The sequence below is a fragment of the Paraburkholderia sp. RHO2 genome (genome assembly GCF_050955445.1).
Lineage (GTDB): Bacteria > Actinomycetota > Actinomycetes > Mycobacteriales > Mycobacteriaceae > Prescottella > Prescottella agglutinans_A.
Genome location: NZ_CP162617.1, coordinates 4,551,270 through 4,575,511, shown reverse-complemented (window position 1 = coordinate 4,575,511; position 24,242 = coordinate 4,551,270). Strand labels below are relative to the sequence as shown.

The following is a 24,242-nucleotide window of genomic DNA, read 5'->3' as shown; positions in this document are numbered from 1 at the left end:
ATCGCCTCGCCTGAACGCAGCGGCGAAAGTGTGTGCAGGCGATCGCGATCCCGGCAAACCCGCCGGCGATTCACTCCAGGCGGCCGGGAACCGGGTAACTGCGCAGGGAGAGGCCGATCTGCCCGGACAGGATCAGGTCGTCGATCGACTCCTGCAGCTTGTGGCACGTGGGGACCCACGCGCGGCCGTCCTTGGTCCGCGCCTCGGCGAACTCCGGGCACGCGTTGTCGGCGTCGTCGAGCCACTGGATGCTGGTGTGGGCCTCGCTGTACTTCTCGACGAGGACTCGGTTGCCGCAGCTGTTGCAGCGCACGCTTTCCATCTTCGGACCTCCCTGATTCCACTGGTGACGGTAGTCACTCTCGGTCGCTCGCGCCCCCGACCTCCCACGGAGCGGGAGCTTCCCTCCCGGTGAGTGGACGTCTGCTACCGGACTGTAACCACCTTCTACCTGGGCTGTTAGGCTTCGGCCATGTCCGGAACCGAGCCCGTCACCGACGCCGACGACAACGGCTACCCGTCGCTCCCCGCCACCAGTTGGGCGGTTCTCGGCATGCTGACCCTCGGGGAGGGGCTCACCGGATACGACCTCAAGAAGTGGGCCGACTGGAGCATCGGGTTCTTCTACTGGAGCCCGTCGATCAGCCAGATCTACGCCGAACTCAAGAAGCTCGAGGCTGTCGGACTGGTCGAGTCGGAGATGGTGTCCGAGCCGGGGGAGCGCGGTCGCCGGGTGTACCGCATCACCGGCCGCGGAACCCGCGCGGTACGGAACTGGTCGCTGCACGCGCCGGTGGAGCAGCCCGTCCTCAAGCACGGACTGATGCTGCGGCTGTGGATGGGACACCTCAACGAGCCCCAACAGCTCAGGGAGCTCGTGCAGTCGCACATCGAGAACATGGAGTCGATGCGCGAGCGCGCGAAGCTGCACGCCGACCACGCGACACGTGAACCGGCGTGGGCGTTTTCGAAGATGAGCCTGATCTGGGCGGAGCGTTACTTCCAGGCGGAGATGGACCTGGCGCGGCAGATCCTCGACGACATCGACGTCGCGGCCGAGACGTTTTCCCATGTGCGGGAGCGTGACGAACTGGGCAACCCGATTCCGGAGGTGGCCGGTTCCTGGCGTGATGTCGAGGATTTCGTCGAAGGCCTCGAGCGGCGCGAGCGAAACTGAGCGCCTGACGCCGCTCGAGACCGGTCGAGTCAGCGAGCGTCGGTGCCGAGGAGCGCGGAGAGGTCCTCCCACAACTGCTTTCGTGCCACCTGCGTGATCGAGAGCGCCGCGATCGTCAGGAAGCCGTGGAAGAGTCCGTCGTAGCTGCGGTGGATGGTGGGCACCCCGTCCGACGCGAGCCGGACCGCGTAGGCGTCGCCCTCGGAACAGAGGGGATCGCAACCCGCGGTGACGACGACGGCCGGAGGTAGCCCGGCGAGGGTCTCGGCGCGGTTGGGGGAGACGAGCGGGCTGTCGGCTCCGCCCGGCGCGTACTGCCGCCAGTACCACCGCATCGCCGCACGGGTGTTGTAGTAGCCCTCCGAATAGGTGCGGTACGAATCGGTTTCGAAGTCGTCGTCGACGACGGGGTAGAGCAGGGCCTGTGCGGCGAGCGCCGGACCGTGCCGGTCCCGCGCGGCCAGCGCGACCGTCGCGGCGAGGTTGCCACCGGCGCTGTCTCCCGCCACGACGAGGCGGGATCGGTCGCCGCCCAGTTCGGGGCAGTTCGCGTCGGCCCACACCAGCGCGGCGTAGACGTCCTCGAGCGCGGCCGGGGCCCGGTGCTCGGGCGCGAGTCGGTAGTCGACGGAGACCACCACGGCGCCGACGCCGTTCGACATCGCCCGGCACAGCCCATCGTGTGTGTCGAGGTCGCAGAAGACGAAGCCGCCGCCGTGCGCGAACACCACCACGGGGCGCGCGGCGGTGGCGTCCGTCGCCGGTTCGTACACCCGGATCGGGATCGGCCCCGCGGGCCCCTCGATCTCGAGGTTCCGGACCGATGCCACCTGTTCGGGGTTCGCGACGGGCTGGAGTCGGGCCCGGATCGCGGCGCGGGCCTCGGGACCTGACATGTTCTCGACGCGCGGGAATCCCGCTTCGAGAATCTCGAGCATCGACTGGACCTCGGGATCGATCTGCATGGTGCTCCTCGGCGTGTGGGGGCTCAGGCGTACTGAAGGCGCGCGCGCGGCGTCGCGGTGGGCAGGCTCTGGAGTCGGTTGCGGTGCGCGATCGGGGCGGCGCCGCTGCCGCGTCCGGTGAGGGACTGCAGGATTGCGTTGGCGGCCATCCGGACCGGCGCGGCGTGGCGGTGATCGAACTTCAGGTGGCTGGTCGGGCCGGTGATGGACAGGCCTGCCACAACGCCACCGACCGGCCCGATCGGGACCGCGATCATACCGATGCCGCCGGAGATCTGGCTGACCTCGTAGGCGACGCCCATCTCACGAACCTTGTGCAGCTCGGGGGTGAACTCGGCGAGGTTGTCGGTGCCGTTCGGCGTGTACGCGAGCAGCGCCTTGCCGATCGCCGAATTGCGGGCCGGGTACCGGCTGCCGACGCGCGTCGGTAACTCGGCCGCGAGCCGGCCGCCGATCTTGTCGAGGTACAGCACGTCGGTTCCGTCCAGGACGCCGAGGTGCACGACGTACCCGGTGACGCGGTGCAGTTCCTGCAGGATCGGGGCGGCGGCGCTGTGCAGGCGGTTCTGGTGGACCGCGAGCGAGCCGAGTTCCATCAGGCGGGTGCCGAGCTCGTAGTCACGGCCGTCGCGGCGCAGCCACCGCATCTCGACGAGGCGTTCGAGCATCCGATGCGCCGACGACCGCGGCAGCCCCGTCCGCTTGACGACCTGCGCGAGGGTGAGACGACCGGGGCCGTCGAAGGTGTCGAGAACCAGTGAAACCCGTTCGAGGATCGCGGTCGGGGTGGAGTCTGCTGCGGCTGGTGCAGTCATCGATGTCTCCCTCACTTCTGTCGAGCATCGCGGTGAGACCCATCTGACGTGGGTATTTCGATTAGAAATAATGACACACGGATCGACGTTTGTGAAGTAGGTCACCAAGATCGAGATATGCCGAAAGGGGGAACCCAACAGTCCTGGTAGGACGGGGTTCCCCCTGACGGGAGCGGAGAATTCGGTTGTGGAGTGCGTCGCTACATCGCGGCGAGCGGTTCGCTGCCGGACCAGTCGTGGCCCCAGTAGCTGTCGGCGGTGATCTCCTCGGACGTGTAGAACGTCTCGTCGACCAGATGCCCGTCGGTGCCGAACTCGACGTCCCAGCCGCCGGGGGCGCGGACGTAGAAGGACACCATCTTGTCGTTGGTGTGGCGGCCCAGCGTCGAGGACACCGAGAAGCCGTCCTTCACGACGCGGTCGAGAGCCTGGCCGACGGCGTCGAGCGTGTCGACCTCGACCATGATGTGGACCAGGCCGGGCGCACCGCCGTGCGGGGCCGGGCACAGCGCGAGGCTGTGGTGGCGCTGGTTGACCCCCAGGAAGCGCACCCGCAGCGGGCCGAACTCCGGCGGGGCCGGGATCCGGAAGGCGCCGCGCGGCAGGAAGCCGAGCACCTCGGTGTAGAAATCGAACGTGCCGTTCGGGTCCATCGTCGGCAGCACCACGTGGCCCAGGCCCTGTGCGCCGGTGACGAACTTGGCGCCGTGGGGCGTGACGACGGGGCTGTGGTCGAGGACCGCGCCGTGGAAGACCTCGAGGGTCGTGCCGGCCGGATCCTGGAAGGTCACGACCTCCTCGACGCGGCGGGCGTCCGCCTCCTCGAGCGAGAGCGGCTTGACCGGAATGCCGGCACGCTCGACGGCCTCGGTGACCCGCACCAGTGCGGCGTGGTCGCGGACCTCCCAGCCGACGGTGACGACCTCGTCGGTCTCACCGGGGACGACGACGATGCGGGCGGCACGCTCGTCCATGCGCAGGTACAGGGCGTCAGGGTCGGGGCCGGAGCCCTCCGCGAAACCGAGCACGTCGAACGCGAACGTGCGCCAGCGCTCGATGTCGTTGGTCTGGACCTTCACATAGCCCAGTGCGCGGATGTCGGTGCCGAAGCCACCGACATTGGGGTTCGTCATGGTTTGTCTCCGTTGTGGATTCGAAGGTGCGGGGATCCGGCGGATCAGATCATTGCGCGCAGCGGGCCCTGCGGGTCGACGCCCAGGCCGCTCAGCGTCGCGGCGTGGTACACGGTGCCGGGGACGTGGATCGCGTGGTGCAGGCCGGCGTGCGCGTCGCGCCAGAACCGCTGCATCGGCTTGTCCATCCGCAGCGCGTTGCCGCCGCAGCGGGCGTAGACCTGGTCGATCGCGGTGACGGCCTGCCAGGCGGCGTTGACCTGGGTCTCGCGACCGAGGGCGCGCTGCTCGAACGCCGGGGTCTTGCCCGCGTCGACCAGATCCCACATGCGATCGACGTTGGCCAGCAGCGAGTCCCGGGCCGCACGCAGCTTCGCGGTGGCCTCGCCGACCGCGAACATCGTGTACGGGTCGTCCTTGACCGCGGTGCCCTGCGGGTTGATCCGCTCACGCTGGTACTCGTTGGCGTGGTGCAGCACGCCCTCGCAGATGCCGATCGTGGCCGACGTGATGCCGAGCGGGAACATGTTGGACCACGGCATCAGGTACAGGGTCTCGGTGCGGCCGTACTTACGGACGGCGGTGCCGTCGATGACCTCGTCGCAGTCCATGACCCGGTAGTCCGGCACGAACGCGTCCTTGACGACGACGTCCTTGGAACCGGTGCCGCGCAGGCCGACGACATCCCACGAGTCCTCGATGATCTCGTAGTCGGTGCGCGGGATGATCACGTGCAGCATGCGGGGCGGCATCTCCATGCTGCCGTCCGGGTTGCACGCCATCGCGCCGAGGAACGCCCAGTCGCAGTGGTCGGTTCCGGACGAGAACGACCACTTGCCGGAGAACTTGTAGCCACCGTCCACCGGCACGCACATGCCGCCGGGCATGTACGGCGACGCGAGCCACGTGTCCTGGTCCTCGCCCCAGACCTCCTGCTGGACCTTGGGGTCGGCGAACGCCAGCTGCCACGGGTGCACGCCGACGATGCCGTGGACCCAGCCGGCCGACGGGTTCAGCGACGCCATGCGCATGACGGTCTCCGCGAACTCGCGCGGATGGACCTCGAGGCCGCCGTGCTCCTTGGGCTGGAGCATCCGGATGGAGCCGGCCTCCTTCATCCGCTTCGCGGTGGCATCGGCGACCTTGCCGATCCGCTCGGCCTCGATGCCCTCGACGAAGATCTCGTCGGCGGCGGCCTCGATGTGGCCAAGGACTTCGTAGCTCATTGTTGCTTCCTTCTCGTCGGGTGTGGTTCGCGGCTCAGGAGCCGGCCTCGACCGAGCCCTCGGTCCGGTTCGCGAGGTTCTCGGCCACTTCCTGCTGCCAGCTCGCGACCGCCCGCGTGGTGTCGATCTCGAACTCGAAGCGCTTGGTCATGTCCTCGGTGATGTCCTCGACGTCGACGTAGAACTGCTGGTACCAGCGGCGCAGCTGGTAGACAGGGCCGTCCTCCTCGGACAGCAGCGGGTTGTCGATGGGCGCCTTGTTCTTCCAGATCTCGACGTCCTGCTCGAAGCCCATCTCCACGCCCTCGGCGAACTGGGCGGCCATGCTCTCGGCATCCTCGTCCGACAGACCCGGCAGCTTCTTGACGATGGCCCCGTACTGCAGCACGAACTCGTTGTTGCTGACCGGGTAGTGGCAGTTGATGAGGACCGTCTCGATGGTCTGGCCGTTGGCGTCCGATTCGAGCCAGTCGATCATGTACGACGGGCCGAAGTACGAGGCCTCCGAACGCAGCTCGGCGTTGGGGTCGCCGTAGTTGGTGCCGGTGATGATGTCCTCGCGACCGGTGGACTTCATGAACTGGGTCGCGACGTGACCCTCGAAGACGTTCTTGAAGTAACGCGGGAACGAGTAGTGGATGTAGAAGAAGTGCGCCATGTCGACGACGTTGTCCACGATCTCGCGGCAGTGCGAACCCTTGATGCGCAGGGTCTTCCAGCTCCAGTCCGTCCACTCGTCCGAGCCGTAGCCGGCGATGTCCGGGATGGTCACGTCCGCCGGCGGCTTGTTGCCCTGCGGGTCGTTCCACACGTACAGCTGGCCGTTCTTCTCGAGCGTCGTCCATGCGCGCGTCTTCGCGAGCGGGGGCACGCGGCGGGCGTACGGGATGTCGGTGCACTTGCCGTTGCCGCCCCAGCGCCAGTCGTGGAACGGACACGCGATCGAGTCACCCTTGACCTCGCCCTGGCTCAGGTCGCCGCCCATGTGCCGGCAGTACGCGTCGAGGACGTTGAGCTTGCCCTTGCTGTCGGCGAACACGACGAGCTTGGTGCCGAAGGCCTCGATGGAGTGCGGCTTCCCGTCCTGGAAATCCCGGAGGAGTCCGATGCAGTGCCAGCCGCGCGCGAACCGAGTGGGTGCCGCTGCGGCCTCGATCTCGCGGATCTCGTCGGTGTCGTCCGATGAGCCGTTGGTGTGGGCGGTGTCGATTGACATGAATTCCTCCGTGCCATCAGGGGTGGGGGACCTGTGATGCGCCTCATAGAACTCGGCGGCGTGTCGCGTGTGAAGGGACTCTCCCGCTGGATGGAACACCCCGGAGTGTGTGGTATAGCCCCTGTTCGGCGCGGGGGCGCGACGTCCGGACCCGCCCCGACACCTGGCCGCCGACCGTCCCTCCCACCACGCGGGAAGATCACTCCCGGCGCCGTCTCCTGGCTGGCTAGCGTCGCGTCACGGTGAAAGCAATGACGATGGCGCGGATGACCGAGGGAAGACCATGACACGGATGACCGACAAGGCTGTGCTCATCACGGGCGCGGGTAAGGGCATGGGGCGCACGCACGCGGTCCGTCTCGCGGAGGAGGGCGCCGACATCCTCGCGATCGACCTGCCTGGGGAGCAGTCGGAGGCCGACCTGGCCGAGACCGCCCGCCTCGTGCGGGAGTTGGGCCGCCGCGCGGCGACCGGCACCGCCGATATCCGGGACTTCGACGCGCTCACCGCGGCGGTGCAGGCCGGCGTGCGCGAGTTGGGCCCGCTCGACACCGTCGTCGCCAACGCCGGCATCTGCGACAACCCCGGCCCGTCGTGGACCATCGACGACGACATCTGGAACCGGTCGATCGACGTGAACATCACCGGCACGTGGAACACGGTCAAGGCCGGTGTCGCCGAACTGAATCCGGCGGGCGGCTCGGTCGTCATCGTCAGCTCCACGGCCGCCATCAAGGCGGTGCCCGGGGCGTCGCACTACTCGGCGGCCAAGCACGCGATCACCGGACTGGCCAAGACCCTCGCGAACGAGCTCGGCAAGCAGTCGATCCGGGTCAACACGATCCATCCCGGCGCCGTCGCGACGCCGATGACGATCAACCCGACGACGTTCGCCCGCCTGCGGCCGGACCTGGAGAACCCCACCGAGGCTGACGTCGCGGAGGTGCTCTCGCAGCGGATGCTGCTGCCGGTGCCGTGGGTGGAATCGATCGATGTGAGCAATGCGGTGCTGTTCCTGGCATCGGACGAATCCCGGTACGTCACAGGCCTGCAGATGGTCATCGACGCCGGCCAGACCCAGAAGGTGGCGTGATGAGCGGGCGTCTCGAAGGCAAGGTTGCACTGATCACCGGCGCGGCCCGCGGCATGGGCCGGGCGCAGGCCGTGCGGTTCGCGCAGGAGGGCGCCGACGTCATCGCCGTCGACGTGTGCGCGCCCGTCGAACATTCGACCACGCCCGGGGCGTCGTCGGAGGACCTCGCGGAGACGGTGCACCAGGTGGAGGCGCTGGGCCGCAAGATCTGCGCGTTCGAGGCCGATGTCCGTGACCAGCAGGCGCTCTCGGCCGCCGTCGACGCCGGCGTCGAGGCGCTTGGGCGTCTCGACGTCATCTGTGCCACCGCCGGTATCAGTTCGTCGGGACCCGCGATCGAGATGGATGCCGATCGCTGGCAGACCATGCTCGACGTCAACCTCACCGGTGTGTGGCGCACGTGCAAAGCCGGCATCCCGCACATCGTCGACGGCGGCCGCGGCGGCTCGATCGTGTTGATCAGTTCCATCGCCGGCCTGCGCGGGCTGGTCAGCGTCGGGCACTACACGGCCGCCAAGCACGGGGTCGTCGGGCTGATGAAGTCCCTCGCCAACGAGCTTGCGCCGCACAGCGTGCGGGTGAACACCATCCATCCCGCGAACACGCGGACCCCGATGATCCAGAACCCGTCCACCATGCGGACGTTCTGCCCCGGTGTCGAGGAGCCGACGCAGGAGCAGTTCGAGACGGGAACCCGGTCGATGCACCTGCTGCCGGTCGCGATGATCGAACCCGAAGACATCGCGAACGCGAGCCTGTTCCTCGCGTCCGACGAATCCCGCTACATCACCGGCGTCACGTTGCCCGTCGACGCCGGCCACTGCGTCAAGTAGGAGGCACCGTGCGATTCGAGGATCTGACGGGCGGCACCGCCGTCGTGACCGGCGCCGGCAGCGGTATCGGGGAGGGCGCGGCCCGCCGCGCCGCCGAACTGGGTATGAACGTCGTGCTCGCCGACGTCTCCGCCGAGCGGATCGACGCCGTCGCCGCCGACCTGCGCGCGGGCGGCGGGTCGGTGCTCGCGGTGCCCACCGACGTCCGGGACGCGGCCGCGGTGGATGCGCTCGCCGACGCCGTGTACGCCGAGTTCGGTGCGGTGACGGTGCTGCTGAACAACGCCGGCCTCGAATTGCTCGGCCACACGTGGGAGGTGCCGGCCGACGAGTGGCGACGGGTGATCGACGTCAACCTGCTGGGCGTCTTCCACGGCATCCGGTCGTTCGTGCCGCGGATGGGCGCCGATCCGCGCCCGTCGCACATCGTCAACACGTGTTCGGTGGGCGGCATCGCGATCACGCCGCGGATGACGGCGTACGCAGCATCGAAGCACGGCGTCCAGGCGCTCACCGAGAGTCTCTACCTCGAATGCGCCGAGGTGTTCCCGCAGATCGCGGTGTCCGTCTTCAGCCCCGGCCAGGTCGCTACCCGCATCTTCGAGGACGCCCCCGTCCACGACGCGACCGCCGCCGATGCCGGGTTCTGGCGCGACCAGATCCGCGAAGGCATGACCCCCGACACGGCCGCGAAACTGCTGTTCGAGGGCATCGCACGCGACGACTTCTGGATCCTCACGCACCCGGACGCGTTCGAGCGCCTCGCATCCAAACGCGCCCGGGTCCTGAGCGAGAAGCTGCGCCCGGACACGCTGTTCGACGGGCGGAACTGACCGATCGCCTGGGTGTAACAGGTTCCAGTTCTGCGGAAATCCGGTTATCGTGTCGGTGACCCGGACCACACTGGCCGACCCGGCGCGACGGGCGCGCACAGCGTGCCTTCGCGTCCCGCGCACGCAGAAGGAACACACATGACCGACGCGCTCGACGACCTTCTCCACCGCCCGCGTTTCCTGGCGGACCTGCTGATCACCGCACTCGAACGCAACGCGGACCGGCCGGCGCTCTACCTCGGCGATGTGGTGCTCACCGGCGGTCAGATGCGCGACCAGATCAGCTGTTTCGGGCAGGCCCTCGAATCGCTCGGCGTCGGCAAGGGCTCGACCGTCGCGATGCTGTCGAAGAACCGCCCCGAGGTACTCATCAGCGTCGGCTCGCAGATGATCCTCGGCTGCCGCAACACCGCGTTGGCCCCGATGGGCTCGCTCGACGACCACAGCTACATCCTCGGGGACGCCGAGATCGAGACGCTGATCTTCGACCCGACCGCGTTCGAGGGCCGGGCCGCGGAACTGAAGGCCGCGGTGCCGACGCTGAAGAACCTGTTCTCGCTGGGCCCGTCCGAGGTGGGCGTCGACATCCTCGAACTGGCGCAGAAGTTCACCCCGGCGCGTCTGGTGGCCGCGGACGTCGATGGCGACGACCCGTCGAGCATGGTCTACACCGGCGGCACCACCGGCAAGCCGAAGGGCGTGGTCAACACCTTCCGCTCCGGCGTGACGCTGCCGCAGATCCAGATGGCCGAGTGGCAGTTCCCGGACGAGATGCGGTTCCTCGCCTGCACTCCGCTGTCACACGCGGGCATGGCGTTCTTCGTGCCGACGCTGATGCGCGGTGGCTCGCTGGTGGTGCTGCCGGCCTTCGAGCCTGGCGCCGTCCTCGAGGCGATCGAGAAGTACAAGATCACCTCGACCATGCTGGTGCCCACGATGATCTACATGCTGCTCGACCATCCGGACCTGAAGACCCGCGACGTGTCGAGCCTGCAGACGCTGTTCTACGGTGCGGCCGCGATGTCGCCCACGCGGCTGCAGGAGGGGATCGCCAAGCTCGGCCCGATCTTCTTCCAGTACTTCGGTCAGAGCGAGTGCGGCATGACCATCACCGTCATGCGCAAGGAGGAGCACGACCCGGAGAACGTCGAGCGGCTCGCGTCGTGCGGGCGCCCGGTGCCGTGGCTCGACGTGCGCCTGCTCGACGACGACCTGAACGAGGTGGCGCAGGGCGAACTCGGCGAGATCTGCGTCCGCGGCCCGCTCGTGATGAAGGAGTACTGGCGCAAGCCGCAGGAGACGGCCGAGGCGCTGCGCGGCGGCTGGCTGCACACCGGCGACATCGCCCGCGCCGACACGGACGGCTTCCTCTACATCGTCGACCGCAAGAAGGACATGATCGTCACCGGCGGCTTCAACGTGTTCCCCCGCGAGATCGAGGACGTCATCTCCGGGCACCCCGCGGTGGCGTCGGTCGCGGTCGTCGGTGTGCCCGACGAGAAGTGGGGCGAGGCCGTCAAGGCGTGCGTCGTGCTGCGCGACGGCCAGACCGTCGACGCCGCCGACCTCGTCGAACGTGTCCGTGCCGCAAAGGGTTCGGTGCACGCGCCCAAGTCCGTCGACTTCGTCGAGGCGCTGCCGCTCACGCCGCTCGGCAAGCTCGACAAGAAGGCCCTGCGCGCCCAGTTCTGGGAGGGCGCCGCCCGCTCGGTGTAGCCCGACGGTGTCAGCCGGACAGTGTCTCGGCGCGCACGACGGTTCGTAGGAACTCGTCGTGCGCGTCGAGTCGTTCCGGGCCTACGTTCTGCAGGTAGCCGTCGATCAGGTCCGCCATGCACGGGGCCACATCGACCGCTGTCCGGGGGAGTCCGAGGTCGGCGCACCGCAGCAGCGGGGGTTCGAGCGCCGCGAACGCGGCCGGCTGATCCCCGGCGGAGAACAGGCAGGCGGCGTGCAGCAGCTGGGCCCGCAGGTGCTGCAGCGGCCGGTGCTGGCGGGCGATGCGATCGACCCGTGCCCGTGCCAGCCGCACCGCTTCGTCCCGTGCATCGGACGTCTCCTGCGCCAGCAGATCGCGGATGGCCGTGTCCTCGAGGAGATCCGCGGTGATGATGGCGATTCCGTCGTCCTCGGGCCAGCGGAGATGTGCTGTCGTTTCGACCTTCTCGTGGGGGAGTCCGCACCGCGCCCGCTCGTTCTCGACCCGAGCCGCGAGCCGGGAGAGCCCGAGGGCGCGGGCGATCGCGGCGCCCTCGGACAGCCGGGCCGCGGCTCCGCGTGCGTCGCCCCGCAGAGCCTTGACGCGAGCGCCGGTCCCGTACGTGAGCAGCATGAAGTCCACCGCGCCGCCCTCCGCGCCGAGCAGGTGGCAGTCGTCGAACAGCTGATCGGCCTCATCGAGATGCCCCTGCTGGTAGAGGCGGTCGCCGGTGAGTGCGCCCACCAGTCGCGCCGCATACGAGTGCCGTCCTCCGTGTTCGCGGGCGAGCTTTCCGGCCCGCCGGTACAGGTCGTCGGCGGCCGCGTAGTCGAGTTGCTCCCCGGCAGCGATACCGGCGAAGCAGTGGCCGTAGATCGAGACGAACGGACCGGACTCCGAGATCGGGAAATTCACCGACTGATGTTCCTGCCAACGCAGGACCGAGTCGAAGTCGAAGCGGTACAAGGCAGCGAACTCCGCGAGATTCACGGCGCCGGCCAAGACGAACGGGCTCAGTGTGTCCCGACGGGTCAGGCACGCGTCCGCGTAGTCGGCCAGTCGATAGACGTGATCCGCGAACAGGTCGCACACTCCGTCGACGAGCGCGGTCTCGGCGAGCAGGTCGGCCGCCGCCGCGCTGGAATCGTGCGCCAGCAGCGAGCGGATCTGTTCCAGAAGCCGTCTCACGGATTTCGGGGAGTGGTGCAGCAGCACGTGCGCCCAGGCTTGGGTGAGCAGCAGGCGCGGCCGCGTGGTCGCGATCTGCGGCGGGAGCTTGTCGACCAGTCCGAGAACTGTCGCCATCAGGGAGTGCTCAACCAGACCCATGCCGTGGCGCTCGACGAGGTCGGTCGCCTGCTCCGTCTCTCCCGCCGCGAGGGCGTGGTCGACCGCCTCCCGGAACATGGCATGGTCGAGGAACCAGCTCGAGGCGCGGCGGTGCAGGTCGGCGACGCGGTCCGGATCGCGTTCGAGGCGTCGCCGCAGATAGTCGGCGAACAGTTGGTGATACCGGAACCACGAGCGGTCGGCGTCCTCGGCGCGCAGGAACAGATCACGTTCCTCGACCTCCTCGAGCAGCGACTGCCCGTCGGGTACGTCGGCCAGCCGTGACGCGAGGGGTCCCGACACCCGTTCGGGAACGGACGTGCACAGCAGGAAGTCGAGCAGGTGCGGGTCGAGCGCCCCGACCACGTTGTCGGCGAGGTACTCGCCGATGGCCCGGCTGCGGCCCGACAGCTGGGCGATGACGTCGACAGGATCCTCCCGGCCGCGAAGCGACAACGACGCGAGCTGCAGCGCGGCCGCCCACCCGTCCGTGGTGTCCCGCAACGACTGCACCGTCTGCCGGTCCAGATCCAGCGCTGCCCGGTCGACCAAGAACCTGCGCGACTCCTCGGTGTCGAAGCGGAGGTCGCACTCGTCGATCTCGACCAGTTCGTCGCGAACGCGCATCGATCCGAGCGGCAGACCCGACCGGGTCCGCGTCGTCACGACGAAACCGAGGTGGTGACAGGCGTTGTCGAGCAGGAAGTTCAACGCGGCGACGGTCGCGGCGTCGGTGACGAAATGCCAGTCGTCGATGACGACGACCAGCCGGGCGTCGCTGTCGTGCACCCGGTTGATGAGCGACGTCAGCACGAACCGCTCGGCCTCGGCCCCGAATTCCTCGATCGCCTGCCCCAGTTCGTCGGTCAGGTCGGGTCGCACCTGCCGCACCGACTCGATCAGATGCCCGAGGAACCAGGAGACGTTGTCGTCGTGGGAGTCCACGCTCAACCAGGCCACCGAGACGCCGTCGTGCACCAGGACGTCACGCCACTGTGCGGCGAGCACGGTCTTGCCGAATCCGGCCGGGGCGTGGATCACGCTCAACAGGCGTGGCCGGGAGTCGCCGAGCATCCGCACCAGCCGGGCCCGCTCGACGAACGTGTGTTCGGCGGTCGGCGGCCGGAACTTCGTCACCGGGGTGGGCGGTTGCGGTGGTCCCGTCCGCCGAACCGGCCCGCTCGGGCGCGGTGTCGGCATGTCGGCGGTCAGCTCGTGGCCGCGTTGGACGGCGCGAAGCTGGTCGGCGAGGTCGGCTGCGGTGGCGGGACGGTCGGCCGAATCCACGCTCATCGCCCGCTCGAGCACCGCACACAGGTCGTCCGGCACCCCGGCCGGTCGCAGGTCAGGAATCTTCTCGGTGGCGATCCGTCGCAACTGGGTGGACGGCTTCTCGCCACGCCGCAGTTGGAAGGCGGCATGGCCGGTGAGTAGATAGAAGATCGTTCCCGCCATGCTGTAGACGTCGGAGGCGGGCGTGGGAGCGGCGCCGACGAGGATCTCCGGTGCGGTGAAGTCCGGCGTCCCGGCCACGTCGCCGGCGCGGGACTCGAACGCGCCGGGCACGCGCGCGATCCCGAAGTCGCTCAGTTCCGTAGCGTCGTAGTCGGTGATCAGGATGTTCGCGGGCTTGATGTCGCGGTGCAGGATGCCGAGCCGATGTGCGGTGTCGAGGGCGTCCGTCAACTGGACGGCCAGGCGGACGGCCTCCTGCCACTGGAACGGACCGTCCCGCCGGATCGCCGTGTCGAGCGAGCCCAGGCGTCGGAACGGCATCACGATGTACGGACGTCCGGTGGTGGTGACCCCGACCTGCAGCACCTCGATGACGTGCGGGTGCCCCGTCAGTTTCCCGAGTGCGCGCTGTTCACGGAGGAACCGTTCGCGAGCCTCGCCGCCGACTTCGGTGCGTGCGATCTTGACCGCGACCGTCCGGTCGAGCGACGACTCCGTGCACCGGTAGACGACGCCGTACCCGCCACGGCCGATCTCGACCGCGTCGTCGAAGCCTTCCATCGCGAGTTCGGTCTCGATCGCGCCCGGTCCACCGCGCTGCGTCGGCCGGGGATCCCCAGTCGCCTGGGTCGGCTCGTCGTCCATGCCGAATCACCTCGGTAGTCCCACTGACCCGTGTCCGGTCTGCGACGGCATCGTGCCTGGCACGATGCGTTGCGCATCCAATACTAGGTCGGCGGTCGCAGACCGAACCGTCCGAAATCGGTGCTCACCCGAGCGGGTCGAACCGGATCGCCTCGGCGGGAGTTCCGGTTGCGACCAGTCGGTCTCGCGTGCTGCGCACCATGGCGGGTGACCCGCACACCAACACCTGATGGTCGACGAACGCGCCGTGGGCCGCGACGACGTCGCCGAGCGTGCCCTCGAGCAGGTAGTCGTCGTCGAACGCGGTGAGCGCATCGTCCCCGATCTCGGCGCGGATCCGCTCGTACCACTCGTCGGGCGCACCCGGGTCGGTGACGTCCTCGACGACGGGAATAGTTGTGAGCCAAGGCAACTGCTGCGTCAGGATCCACAGCATGTCCGCGGCGTACAGGTCCTGGACCGTCCGGCCGCCCACGAACAGGTACACCTGCGGCGGGTTCTCCACCCGGGTGAGGTCGAGGAGGATCGAACGCAGCGGGGCCAGACCCGTTCCGCCGGCGACCATCACGACCGTCGGCCCGTTCTCGTCGACGGCGAGTGCGCCGCGCGGCGACGAGATCCGCCACTGGTCACCGGGCAGGGTGTCGGCGACGATGCTGCCGCTCACCCAGCCGCCGGGTACCGCCCGCACGTGGAACTCCATCTTGCCGTCGAGCGACGGGGGCAGTGCCGGCGATAGGCGTCGTGGCAGCCGCGGGTGCCGGGGAACGGTGACGTCGACGTACTGGCCGGGGTGGAACGGGACTGGCTCTCCGATCAGGCGCACCACCGCGAGATCCCTACGTAGGCGGTGGTGTTCGACGACCGTCGCGGTCCAGGTCTGCTGCTCCATGCCGTCATTGTTACCGGTGGGCTGTTCCGCCGCTGTCACTGCCCCGATCCAGTCGGTGACGTCGGTGGATGCTTCCGCCCGACCGCGACCTCCCTGCGGTGAGCGATCCGCCATCCGTCGGGCGTACGGCGATGCCCGACGTGTCGTCCGCCCCTGCGATCAGGCGGCCGGATTGCCGTACTGGCCGTTGAGCAGCTTGCTCGGCGGCACGAACCGATACCCGTCGTCCGCGAGGTTGGGTGCGTGCGACTCCGCCGAGTAGTGGTAGCGGGGCAAGAACGCCGTCTGGGCGTTGTCGAGCACCTGCTGGTCCTCGAGCGCCTCGGCGAGCTTCTCCGGGTCCGACGTCGACCCCACCTTGTCGGCGGCGGCGGCGATCAGGCCGAACGGGTCGTAGTTGTCGGCCAGGATCAGCGTCGACGGGATCGAGCCCATCGACGCCATCGTGTTCACCATCGTGTTGACCGCCGAGTCGGCGGGATCGTAGACCGTGCTCGGGAACACCTGCATGACGAGGTTGGACGCGGCGCGGGTGCCGAGGGCGCCCTCCGGTGCCGGCTTCGCGATCAACGCGGTGCCCGAGACGGAGGTGTTGCCGATCAGCGGGATGTTCCAGTCGAGGCGCTCGAGGCTGCCGAGCAGGTAGCCCAGGGGTGCACCGTAGGCGTCGATGACGAGCGCCTGCGTGCCCTTGTTCTTCAGCGCCTGCAGCTGGGCGGTCATGTCCAGCGCGGCCACGTCGTACTCCTCGCTGCCGGACTTGCTGACGCCCTCGGCCGACAGGGCCGAGTCCATCGCCTTGCCGAACGCCTCGCCGTACGCGCTGCTGCCGTGGATGACGCCGACCTGCTGGTAGCCCTTGCTCTTCGCATACCGAGACAGGGAGACCGCGTACTCGGTCGGCGACGGCGACAGGTCGAAGTTCAGCGGGAACTGCTCCGGGTCGGACGAGTTGTCGGTGGGGCCGACGTTGAACGACAGGATGTCGTTCTGCTTCAGGATCGGCAGCGTCGCGGCCGAGACCGTCGACGGACCCGAGTTGAGGTACAGGTCCGGCTTCTTACCGGAGTTGATCGCGTCTCGCAGGTTCGAGACCGCCTTGGTGGCGTCGCCGCCGTCGTCGACGACCGTGAGTTCCACTTGGCGACCGCCGATTCCACCGTTCCTGTTGACCTCGTCGGCGCCCGCTTTCGCCGCGAGGATCGAGGTCTGGGCATTGGCTGCCAGCGAGCCCTGCCCGCTGATCGCGCCGGTGACGAGTACGCGGTACGGGCCGCTGTCCGAGCCTTCCTCGCCGGACGCCGATCCCGAACAGCCCGCGGCGGCGAGGGCGCACACGGCCAGTGACGTCACGAGCGCAGAATGCCGAATCTTCATGCCAGTTCCCTCCAACGGAGACGCGACGGATGACAAGCAGGTGCTTGGGTGCGCCGACACTATGGCCGTGACGCGGGTTACGTCAACGGTTTCGTTCGATTGCCCGCGTGTCGTGAATGAATCTGCGCGGCAAAGAAATTCGAAGCAATAGGCGGATTGTTCGCCGGAGTCCACAGCCGCTCCCGCTGAGCGGTCGGTTTTCGTCAGCGCAGGGGATCGTAGGAGATCGACTCGACCGGCGTGCCCGCCAGTTGCAGCGCGTACGCGGTGGTCTTCACCATCGACGGCGATCCGCAGATCTGCACCTGACGGTCGGCCCACGACCCGAACCGGCTCACCACCGTGCCGATCGGCCCGAGCAGTCGCTGATGCATGCCGTGCGGCGGTTCGAGCTCGGGATACGGGTGCCACCACGGGTTCTCGTCCTCGGTGGTGATCGGGACGACGGTGAGCCACGGATTGCTCAGCGACAGATGCCACAGGGTCTCGATGTCGTACAGGTCGCACGGGTACACGCCGCCGACGAACAGGTGGACCCGCGGGTTGATGCCGCGGTGGGCCATGTCCATCACCTGGGCGCGCAGCGGCGCCAGACCGGTGCCGCCCGCGATCATCAACACGTCCTTCCCGCTGTCGAGGTCCACGTGCAGGCCGCCGAGCGGCGAGCTGATCTGCCAGCGGTCGCCGACGGCGGTCTCGTTGACCATCGCCGGGCTGACCCATCCGCCGGAGACCCGGCGGACGTGGAACTCGAGCTGGCCGAACGGGTTGGTCGGGATCGCGGGAGACAGGTAGCGCCACATCTGCGGACGCTGCGGGATCTGCACGCTCACGTACTGGCCCGCGGCGTACGGGATGGGCGAGTCGCTCTCGAGGCGGATGACCGCGAGATCGCGCAACACCCGCTCGTGGCTGACGACCGTGGCCTCCCACAGCGCGGGGTAGTCGTCCGCCTCGGCGGCGTCGGACATCGTGGTGGTGACCAGCGCGACCAGTTCCCGCCACGCGGCGTCGGCCTGCGGGCTCCACGGTCCGTCGCTGTCGGCGTCCCGGAGCGCGTCGAGCAGAGCGTTTCCGGCGGCCGCGTAGTGGTCGCGCTCGACTCCGTACTTGCGGTGGTCCCGGCCGAGCTGGGCGAGGAACGGCAGCAGCCGGTCTATGTCGTCGAGCCCGCGCACGATGAACTCGACGGCGGCGACCAGCTTGGCGCGCTGGCTGTCCATGCCGGCCGGGAACAACGAACGGCACTGGGGCAGCCGCGCGAAGAACTGGGCGTAGAAGGTGTGGGCGAAGCGGTCGCGGTGGTCGTCCGACGCGGTGACGGCAGCGAAATGTGAGCGGATGAGCCTGATCTCGGCCGTGTCCACGACGTCCTCCCTCGCGTGTTCTGCAGTCCCCGGCCAGCGAATCGTGCCGGGGCCACCAACAAGTGTGCACCGAAAGTCCGACCGTCCTGTTCAGGGGTTGCCGGCGTGCGCAAGTCCGGGGGGCGTCGACCTCGGGCGTTGCGGTGCCCGCGGGATCGCTCGGGGTGGTGGGGATAACACTTGCCGGCCCAAGTTGAGTGGAACAGACTCAACCTTTCGTTCGTTATGGAGTACGACGCCCGCGCGGATCCGACCGTCGCGGCACAATACTTACGTTCGTTCGTCGCAAGGAAGGTGACCAGTGGACTCGTTCTCTCCCACCACCAAGACCCAGGCCGCGCTGACGGCTGCGCTGCAGTCGGCGTCCGCTGCGGGCAACCCCGACATCCGCCCCGCCCACCTGCTGGTTGCCCTGCTGGACCAGACCGACGGCATCGCCGCGCCGCTGCTCAAGGCAGTCGGGGTGGATCCCACCGTGGTGCGGCGGGAGGCGCAGGTCGTGGTCGACCGGCTGCCGCGTGCCACCGGCGCCACCACCCAGCCGCAGCTCGGCCGCGAGGCGATCGCCGCGATCACCGCGGCCCAGCACCTGGCCACCGAACTCGACGACGAGTACGTCTCCACCGAGCACGTCATGGTGGGTTTGGCGTCGGGCGACTCCGACGTCGCCAAGCTGCTCGTCGGCCACGGCGCCACCCCCGAGGCGCTGCGCGACGCGTTCACCGCGGTGCGCGGCAGCGCCCGCGTCACCAGCCCCGACCCGGAGGGCAGCTACCAGGCGCTCGAGAAGTACTCGACCGACCTCACCGCACGGGCCCGCGAGGGCAAGCTCGACCCGGTGATCGGTCGCGACACCGAGATCCGCCGGGTCGTGCAGGTGCTGAGCCGGCGCACCAAGAACAACCCGGTACTCATCGGCGAACCCGGCGTCGGCAAGACCGCCATCGTCGAGGGACTCGCGCAGCGCATCGTCGCCGGCGACGTCCCGGAGTCGCTGCGCGGCAAGAGCGTCATCTCGCTCGACCTCGGATCGATGGTGGCCGGCGCGAAGTACCGCGGCGAGTTCGAGGAACGCCTCAAGGCCGTGCTCGATGACATCAAGAACTCGGCCGGCCAGGTCATCACGTTCATCGACGAGCTGCACACCATCGTCGGTGCCGGTGCGACCGGTGAGTCGGCGATGGACGCCGGCAACATGATCAAGCCGATGCTCGCGCGCGGCGAGCTGCGGCTCGTCGGCGCCACCACGCTCGAGGAGTACCGCCAGTACATCGAGAAGGACGCCGCGCTCGAGCGTCGCTTCCAGCAGGTGCTCGTCGGCGAGCCGTCCGTCGAGGACACCGTCGGCATCCTCCGCGGCCTCAAGGAGCGGTACGAGGTGCACCACGGCGTGCGCATCACCGACTCCGCGCTCGTCGCCGCCGCGGCCCTGTCGGACCGCTACATCACCTCGCGCTTCCTGCCGGACAAGGCGATCGACCTCGTCGACGAGGCCGCGTCGCGCCTGCGGATGGAGATCGACTCGCGGCCCGTCGAGATCGACGAGGTGGAGCGCACCGTGCGTCGCCTCGAAATCGAGGAGATGGCGCTCGAGAAGGAGACCGACGCCGCATCCAAGGATCGGTTGGCGAAGCTGCGTGAGGAACTCGCCGACGACCGCGAGAAGCTGCGTCAGCTCACCGCCCGGTGGCAGAACGAGAAGAACGCCATCGACTCGGTACGCGAGGTCAAGGAGCAGCTCGAGACGCTGCGCGGCGAGGAGGAGCGCGCCGAACGCGACGGCGACCTCGGGAAGGTCGCCGAGCTGCGGTACGGCCGGATCCCCGAGCTGGAGAAGCAGCTCGAGGCCGCCGCGGCCGTGTCGGACGGCGCGTCCGACGGCGCCGTCATGCTCAAGGAGGAGGTCGGACCGGACGACGTCGCCGACGTCGTCGCCGCGTGGACCGGCATCCCCGCCGGCCGCATGATGGAGGGTGAGACCGCCAAGCTGCTGCGGATGGAGACCGAACTCGGCAAGCGGGTCGTCGGGCAGACCGAAGCCGTGCAGGCGGTGTCGGACGCGGTGCGCCGTGCGCGGGCCGGCGTCGCCGACCCCAACCGGCCCACCGGCTCGTTCCTGTTCCTCGGCCCCACCGGCGTCGGCAAGACCGAGCTCGCGAAGGGGTTGGCGGACTTCCTGTTCGACGACGAGCGCGCGATGGTGCGGATCGACATGTCCGAGTACAGCGAGAAGCACTCGGTGGCGCGGCTCGTCGGTGCCCCTCCGGGCTACGTCGGCTACGAGTCGGGCGGACAGCTCACCGAGGCGGTGCGGCGCCGGCCGTACACTGTCGTGCTGTTCGACGAGGTCGAGAAGGCGCACCCGGACGTGTTCGACATCCTGCTGCAGGTGCTCGACGACGGCCGGCTCACCGACGGGCAGGGCCGCACGGTCGACTTCCGGAACACGATCCTCATCCTCACCTCGAACCTCGGTTCGGGCGGCGATCGGGACCAGGTGATGGCGGCGGTGCGGGCGAAGTTCAAGCCGGAGTTCATCAACCGGCTCGACGACGTCGTCATCTTCGATCCGCTGTCGGAGGAGCAGCTCGAGTCGATCGTCGACATCCAGCTGGGCCAGCTGGCGACCCGGCTCGCGGCACGTCGCCTCACGCTGGAGGTGTCGGACTCGGCACGGTTCTGGCTCGCCGTGCGCGGCTACGACCCGCTGTACGGTGCGCGGCCGCTGCGTCGCCTCATCCAGCAGGCGATCGGGGACCAGCTGGCCAAGCTGCTGCTCGCGGGCACTGTCCGCGACGGCGACACCGTGCCGGTGACCGTCTCCGAGGACGGGGATCACCTGGTCCTCGGATAGGCGGCAGGGCCAGTGGTATCACCGTGCCCCGCACCGGATTTCCGGTGCGGGGCACGTTTCGTCTGCGTGGGGCTCCCTTCGGTACCCTGGCCTTTCAGTTGGCCCGCCCTATCGGCCCGAAACGAGGAATCCGATGTCCAGCACCCGGACGACGCCCCCCAACCTTTTCAAGCAGCGGCTCATGGCCGGCGAGCAACAGATAGGACTGTGGTCGGTTCTGGCGAACGGCTACACCGCAGAACTGTTGGCCGGCAGCGGCTACGACTGGCTGCTCATCGACGCCGAGCACGGACCGAACGACCTGCGCTCGGTTCTCGAGCAGCTGCAGGGCATCGCCGCCGCGGGGGCGGTGCTGGGCGCCGACATCGCGGAGCTGTCGCAGCCGGTCGTCCGGCTGCCGCACGGCGACACCGTGCTCATCAAGCAGTACCTCGAGATCGGGGTCCGCAACCTCATGATCCCGATGGTCGACACCCCGGAGCAGGCGGCCGCGCTGGTCCGGGCGGTCCGCTATCCCCCGCGCGGCGTACGCGGGATGGGCAGTGCCCTCGGTCGCTCGTCCCGCTGGGGACGGCTGACGGACTACGTCGAAATGTCCGACGACAACGTGTGTCTCATCCTGCAGGTCGAGACCCGGAAGGCGCTCGAGAACATCGAGGCCATCGCGGCGCTGGACGGCGTCGACGGCATCCTGCTCGGACCCGCCGACCTCGCCGCCGACCTCGGCCACCGGGACGAGCGGGACCACCCGGAGGTCACGCAGGCGCTCCGCCGCGCCGTCGACGCGATCCGCGCTGCCGGGAAACCTGCCGGGATCATGCTCACCGACGTCGAGGCCACCCAGCAGTGGCTGCGCCAGGGCGTCACCTTCGCCGGCGTCGGCGTCGACTCCTCGCTCCTGGTCCGCGCCGCGGACGACCTCCTGAGCCGGTTCCGTCCGGCCGGTGACGCAGGTCCGGCCGCCACCGCGTACTGAGGCGACATCGGCCCGGAGCCGCCGCGGCGGTACCGGGCCGACGTCACCTTGTGGCAGTTCAGGATTCGAGAATCGCGAATCCCTTGTAACCGGACTCGGCGACCTCTTCGAGGATCTCGCGGTAGGCCGCGAAGCCGCCGAGGAACGGCATGAAAACCCGTGGGCGGCCCGGGATGTTGGCGCCGAGGTACCACGAGTTCGCGGTGTTCAGCAGCGATGCCTCGGCGCGGGTGCGGCACTCGTCGACCCACTCCGCCACGGCGTTGGGGGTGCCCTCGATGGCGGCGGCGCCGCGGGCGTCGAGGTAGGCGATGGCGTCGGCCACCCAGTCGACGTGCAGTTCGGAGTGCAGCACCATGTTCGCCAGCACCGACGGGCTGCCGGGGCCGGTGAGGTTGAAGAAGTTGGGGAAGCCGTCGATGCCGAGGCCGAGGTAGGTCTCCGGGCCCGCGGCCCACTTGTCCTTGAGGCTCTGGCCGCCGCGTCCGACGATGTCGAGCTTCTCGAGTGAGCCGGTCATCGCGTCGAATCCGGTGGCGAGGACGATCGCGTCCAGATCGTAGTGCGCGGCGGTGGTGTTGATCCCGGCCTCGTCCATCCCGACGATCGGCGCGGCCTTGAGGTCGACCAGTTCGACGTTGTCGCGGTTGTAGGTCTCGTAGTAGCCGCTGTCGGTGACGATGCGCTTGGCGCCGATCGCGTGATCGGTCGGGATGAGCAGTTCGGCGATCGCCGGGTCGTCGATGACGGCCCGCACCTTCTCCTCCCAGAACTCGCGCGCGGTGTCGTTCGCCGCCTGATCGGTCAGCTGGTCGGGGAAGGCCTTGGAGTACAGGACGCCGCCGAGCTTCCAGCGCTCCTCGTACACGGCGCGCCGCTCCTCCTCGGACGCCTCGAGCGCGCTCTTGGGGTAGGCGCGGTGCGGGGAGCCGCCGCCGGACTCGCGCGAGAGGCGGCGCCGCTCGGCGTAGGTGGCCTTCTGCTCGGCGCGGGTCGCGTCGTCGAGCGGGGCGTTGCCGGCGGGGACGCTGTAGTTCGCGGACCGCTGGAAGACGAACAGCTTGTCGGCCTGCTCGGCGATGAACGGGATCGACTGGATGCCCGACGACCCCGTACCGATCACGCCGACGCGCTTGCCGGTGAAGTCGACGCCCTCGTGCGGCCACCGCGCGGTGTGGAAGACGTCGCCGGCGAAGGTGTCGAGACCGTCGAACGCGGGAGTGTTCGCGTTCGACAGCGGTCCCGCGGCGACGACGAAGAAGCGGGTGGAGACCACGTCGCCGCGGTCGGTGCGCACCGTCCACCGCAGCGCGTCCTCGTCGAGCGTCGCCGAGGTGACGCGGGTGTCGAACTGGATATCGCGGCGCAGGTCGAAGCGATCGGCGACGTGGTTGATGTAGCGGAGGATCTCCGGCTGCGTCGCGTACTTCTCGCTCCAGTCCCATTCCTGCTCGAGTTCGGGGGAGAAGGAGTACGAGTAGTCGACGGACTCGACGTCGCAGCGGGCACCCGGGTAGCGGTTCCAGTACCACACGCCGCCCACTCCGCTGGCGGCCTCGAACGCGCGGACCGTCAGCCCCTGCTGCCGAAACCGGTGCACTGCGTACACGCCGGCGATACCCGCGCCGACCACGACGACGTCGTACGAGGCGGTTGCAGCGGTGCTGTCGGGCGCCGAATCCTGTCCGTTCAACTTGATGTCCTTCCACGAGCGCGAGCGGTCCCGGTCTGGAATCGGACCGGACCGGACCTCACGGTTCTTGCGATGAATTCACGCTATGGCGGTGTGAACCGCGCGACAGCGGACCGTCCCGCCCAGCGGGTCGTTTCGGTGGACGAGGGACTTTCGGCGCGCGCCGAAACCGGGGACTTGCAGGGCGGATGGGTCCGCGACCGTCGCTCGGCGGGCTCCCACCACGAGGGACGATTCTGGACGCCGACGGCCTCGGTAGCCTGGGCGTCGTGCCAACCCCGACACCCGATCCGACGAGCGCCCGCCTCGACAGCTGGATGTGGGCCGTGCGCCTGTTCAAGACCCGCTCGCAGTCCGCGTCGGCGTGCCGGTCCGGTCACGTGCGGGTGAACGGTGCCGCCGCGAAGGCGTCGGTGCAGGTCAAGCCCGGCGACGAGGTCCGGGTGCGGGTGGCCGGGCTCGAACGAATCGTCGTGGTGGTGCGCCCGATCGCCAAGCGGGTCGGCGCACCGGTTGCGGCCGAGTGCATGCAGGACAACAGCCCGCCGCCTTCGCCCGAGTTGATGGCGTCGATCCCGCGGCGCGACCGAGGCGCCGGGCGTCCGACGAAGCGCGAGCGCCGCGAGATGGACAGGTTCCGCGCGCCGCAGGGGTAGGTCACCGG

19 protein-coding genes are annotated in these 24,242 nt (G+C 69.0%); 8 read left to right on the top strand and 11 right to left on the bottom strand.

The annotated features are described in order from the left end of the window. Positions 1 to 70: 70 nt before the first annotated feature. Positions 71 to 322 (bottom strand): hypothetical protein, encoded by a 252-nt coding sequence (locus ABTV10_RS21415; protein ID WP_280759874.1) that lies wholly within the window; start codon positions 320 to 322, stop codon positions 71 to 73. 150 nt (positions 323 to 472) lie between these two features. Between ABTV10_RS21415 and ABTV10_RS21410 the strand changes: the two genes are divergently transcribed. Then, positions 473 to 1,177 carry a PadR family transcriptional regulator gene (locus ABTV10_RS21410; RefSeq protein ID WP_499030188.1) on the top strand — a complete coding sequence of 235 codons (705 nt, stop codon included), beginning with the start codon at positions 473 to 475 and terminating at the stop codon, positions 1,175 to 1,177. A 29-nt stretch (positions 1,178 to 1,206) separates the two neighbouring features. On the opposite strand, the gene lipP1 is transcribed toward ABTV10_RS21410, so the two are convergent. The 5 genes from lipP1 to ABTV10_RS21385 form a co-directional block, all read right to left on the bottom strand. Beyond that, a complete protein-coding gene (gene lipP1, locus ABTV10_RS21405) occupies positions 1,207 to 2,142 on the bottom strand; it encodes a LipP1 family hormone-sensitive lipase (RefSeq protein ID WP_499030186.1) in 936 nt (311 codons plus the stop codon). A 23-nt stretch (positions 2,143 to 2,165) separates the two neighbouring features. Beyond that, positions 2,166 to 2,957, bottom strand: a complete 792-nt coding sequence (locus ABTV10_RS21400) for an IclR family transcriptional regulator (RefSeq protein ID WP_433607325.1) — start codon at positions 2,955 to 2,957, stop codon at positions 2,166 to 2,168. A 200-nt stretch (positions 2,958 to 3,157) separates the two neighbouring features. Next, positions 3,158 to 4,090: a biphenyl-2,3-diol 1,2-dioxygenase gene (gene bphC, locus ABTV10_RS21395; protein WP_433607323.1), complete on the bottom strand. Its 933-nt coding sequence runs from the start codon at positions 4,088 to 4,090 to the stop codon at positions 3,158 to 3,160. Positions 4,091 to 4,134: 44 nt separating this feature from the next. Continuing rightward, on the bottom strand, positions 4,135 to 5,316 hold the full coding sequence (locus ABTV10_RS21390) for an acyl-CoA dehydrogenase family protein (RefSeq protein WP_499030182.1): 1,182 nt from the start codon (positions 5,314 to 5,316) through the stop codon (positions 4,135 to 4,137). A gap of 34 nt (positions 5,317 to 5,350) precedes the next feature. Beyond that, positions 5,351 to 6,532: a 3-ketosteroid-9-alpha-monooxygenase, oxygenase component gene (locus tag ABTV10_RS21385; RefSeq protein ID WP_499030179.1), complete on the bottom strand. Its 1,182-nt coding sequence runs from the start codon at positions 6,530 to 6,532 to the stop codon at positions 5,351 to 5,353. A gap of 292 nt (positions 6,533 to 6,824) precedes the next feature. On the opposite strand from ABTV10_RS21385, the gene ABTV10_RS21380 reads away from it, so the two are divergent. The 4 genes from ABTV10_RS21380 (at position 6,825) to ABTV10_RS21365 (ending at position 11,007) form a co-directional block, all read left to right on the top strand. Continuing rightward, a complete protein-coding gene (locus ABTV10_RS21380; RefSeq protein ID WP_499030176.1) occupies positions 6,825 to 7,625 on the top strand; it encodes a mycofactocin-coupled SDR family oxidoreductase in 801 nt (266 codons plus the stop codon). After that, positions 7,625 to 8,458 carry a mycofactocin-coupled SDR family oxidoreductase gene (locus ABTV10_RS21375; RefSeq protein WP_499030174.1) on the top strand — a complete coding sequence of 278 codons (834 nt, stop codon included), beginning with the start codon at positions 7,625 to 7,627 and terminating at the stop codon, positions 8,456 to 8,458. Before ABTV10_RS21380 ends, ABTV10_RS21375 begins: the two co-directional genes overlap by 1 nt. Before the next feature lie 8 nt (positions 8,459 to 8,466). Further along, complete coding sequence (locus ABTV10_RS21370; protein ID WP_499030171.1) at positions 8,467 to 9,291, top strand: SDR family NAD(P)-dependent oxidoreductase; 825 nt, start codon at positions 8,467 to 8,469, stop codon at positions 9,289 to 9,291. Positions 9,292 to 9,429: 138 nt separating this feature from the next. Next, the gene (locus ABTV10_RS21365) at positions 9,430 to 11,007 is read left to right on the top strand and encodes an AMP-binding protein (protein ID WP_499030169.1); all 1,578 of its coding nucleotides are present in this window, start codon (positions 9,430 to 9,432) and stop codon (positions 11,005 to 11,007) included. A gap of 10 nt (positions 11,008 to 11,017) precedes the next feature. Here ABTV10_RS21365 and ABTV10_RS21360 read toward each other — a convergent pair whose 3' ends face one another. From ABTV10_RS21360 to ABTV10_RS21345, 4 genes are all read right to left on the bottom strand, one after another. Next, on the bottom strand, positions 11,018 to 14,419 hold the full coding sequence (locus tag ABTV10_RS21360; protein ID WP_499030167.1) for a protein kinase domain-containing protein: 3,402 nt from the start codon (positions 14,417 to 14,419) through the stop codon (positions 11,018 to 11,020). Between the two features lie 124 nt (positions 14,420 to 14,543). Then, complete coding sequence (locus ABTV10_RS21355; protein WP_499030165.1) at positions 14,544 to 15,311, bottom strand: FAD-binding oxidoreductase; 768 nt, start codon at positions 15,309 to 15,311, stop codon at positions 14,544 to 14,546. 159 nt (positions 15,312 to 15,470) lie between these two features. Continuing rightward, entirely contained in the window at positions 15,471 to 16,688 is a 1,218-nt protein-coding gene (locus ABTV10_RS21350) for an ABC transporter substrate-binding protein (RefSeq protein WP_499030164.1), read from the bottom strand. 203 nt (positions 16,689 to 16,891) lie between these two features. Next, a complete protein-coding gene (locus tag ABTV10_RS21345; protein ID WP_499030162.1) occupies positions 16,892 to 18,055 on the bottom strand; it encodes an FAD-binding oxidoreductase in 1,164 nt (387 codons plus the stop codon). A 301-nt stretch (positions 18,056 to 18,356) separates the two neighbouring features. On the opposite strand from ABTV10_RS21345, the gene clpB reads away from it, so the two are divergent. Both clpB and ABTV10_RS21335 read left to right on the top strand, forming a co-directional pair. After that, positions 18,357 to 20,909 carry an ATP-dependent chaperone ClpB gene (gene clpB, locus ABTV10_RS21340; RefSeq protein WP_499030160.1) on the top strand — a complete coding sequence of 851 codons (2,553 nt, stop codon included), beginning with the start codon at positions 18,357 to 18,359 and terminating at the stop codon, positions 20,907 to 20,909. Positions 20,910 to 21,042: 133 nt separating this feature from the next. Then, positions 21,043 to 21,885, top strand: a complete 843-nt coding sequence (locus ABTV10_RS21335) for an aldolase/citrate lyase family protein (protein WP_499030157.1) — start codon at positions 21,043 to 21,045, stop codon at positions 21,883 to 21,885. Between the two features lie 58 nt (positions 21,886 to 21,943). On the opposite strand, the gene ABTV10_RS21330 is transcribed toward ABTV10_RS21335, so the two are convergent. Further along, complete coding sequence (locus ABTV10_RS21330; RefSeq protein WP_499030155.1) at positions 21,944 to 23,578, bottom strand: flavin-containing monooxygenase; 1,635 nt, start codon at positions 23,576 to 23,578, stop codon at positions 21,944 to 21,946. Between the two features lie 269 nt (positions 23,579 to 23,847). On the opposite strand from ABTV10_RS21330, the gene ABTV10_RS21325 reads away from it, so the two are divergent. Next, positions 23,848 to 24,234, top strand: coding sequence for an RNA-binding S4 domain-containing protein (locus ABTV10_RS21325; protein WP_499030153.1), 387 nt, complete (start codon positions 23,848 to 23,850; stop codon positions 24,232 to 24,234). Positions 24,235 to 24,242: the final 8 nt, after the last annotated feature.

Bases quoted from the DNA above. Each gene is read 5' to 3' on its own strand.
- lipP1 (WP_499030186.1), bottom strand. From the start codon at position 2,142: ATGCAGATCGATCCCGAGGTCCAGTCGATGCTCGAGATTCTCGAAGCG.
- ABTV10_RS21350 (WP_499030164.1), bottom strand. From the start codon at position 16,688: ATGAAGATTCGGCATTCTGCGCTCGTGACGTCACTGGCCGTGTGCGCC.
- ABTV10_RS21400 (WP_433607325.1), bottom strand. From the start codon at position 2,957: ATGACTGCACCAGCCGCAGCAGACTCCACCCCGACCGCGATCCTCGAA.
- ABTV10_RS21410 (WP_499030188.1), top strand. From the start codon at position 473: ATGTCCGGAACCGAGCCCGTCACCGACGCCGACGACAACGGCTACCCG.
- ABTV10_RS21360 (WP_499030167.1), bottom strand. From the start codon at position 14,419: ATGGACGACGAGCCGACCCAGGCGACTGGGGATCCCCGGCCGACGCAG.
- ABTV10_RS21415 (WP_280759874.1), bottom strand. From the start codon at position 322: ATGGAAAGCGTGCGCTGCAACAGCTGCGGCAACCGAGTCCTCGTCGAG.
- ABTV10_RS21355 (WP_499030165.1), bottom strand. From the start codon at position 15,311: ATGGAGCAGCAGACCTGGACCGCGACGGTCGTCGAACACCACCGCCTA.
- ABTV10_RS21335 (WP_499030157.1), top strand. From the start codon at position 21,043: ATGTCCAGCACCCGGACGACGCCCCCCAACCTTTTCAAGCAGCGGCTC.
- ABTV10_RS21375 (WP_499030174.1), top strand. From the start codon at position 7,625: ATGAGCGGGCGTCTCGAAGGCAAGGTTGCACTGATCACCGGCGCGGCC.
- ABTV10_RS21390 (WP_499030182.1), bottom strand. From the start codon at position 5,316: ATGAGCTACGAAGTCCTTGGCCACATCGAGGCCGCCGCCGACGAGATC.
- ABTV10_RS21385 (WP_499030179.1), bottom strand. From the start codon at position 6,532: ATGTCAATCGACACCGCCCACACCAACGGCTCATCGGACGACACCGAC.
- ABTV10_RS21365 (WP_499030169.1), top strand. From the start codon at position 9,430: ATGACCGACGCGCTCGACGACCTTCTCCACCGCCCGCGTTTCCTGGCG.
- bphC (WP_433607323.1), bottom strand. From the start codon at position 4,090: ATGACGAACCCCAATGTCGGTGGCTTCGGCACCGACATCCGCGCACTG.
- ABTV10_RS21380 (WP_499030176.1), top strand. From the start codon at position 6,825: ATGACCGACAAGGCTGTGCTCATCACGGGCGCGGGTAAGGGCATGGGG.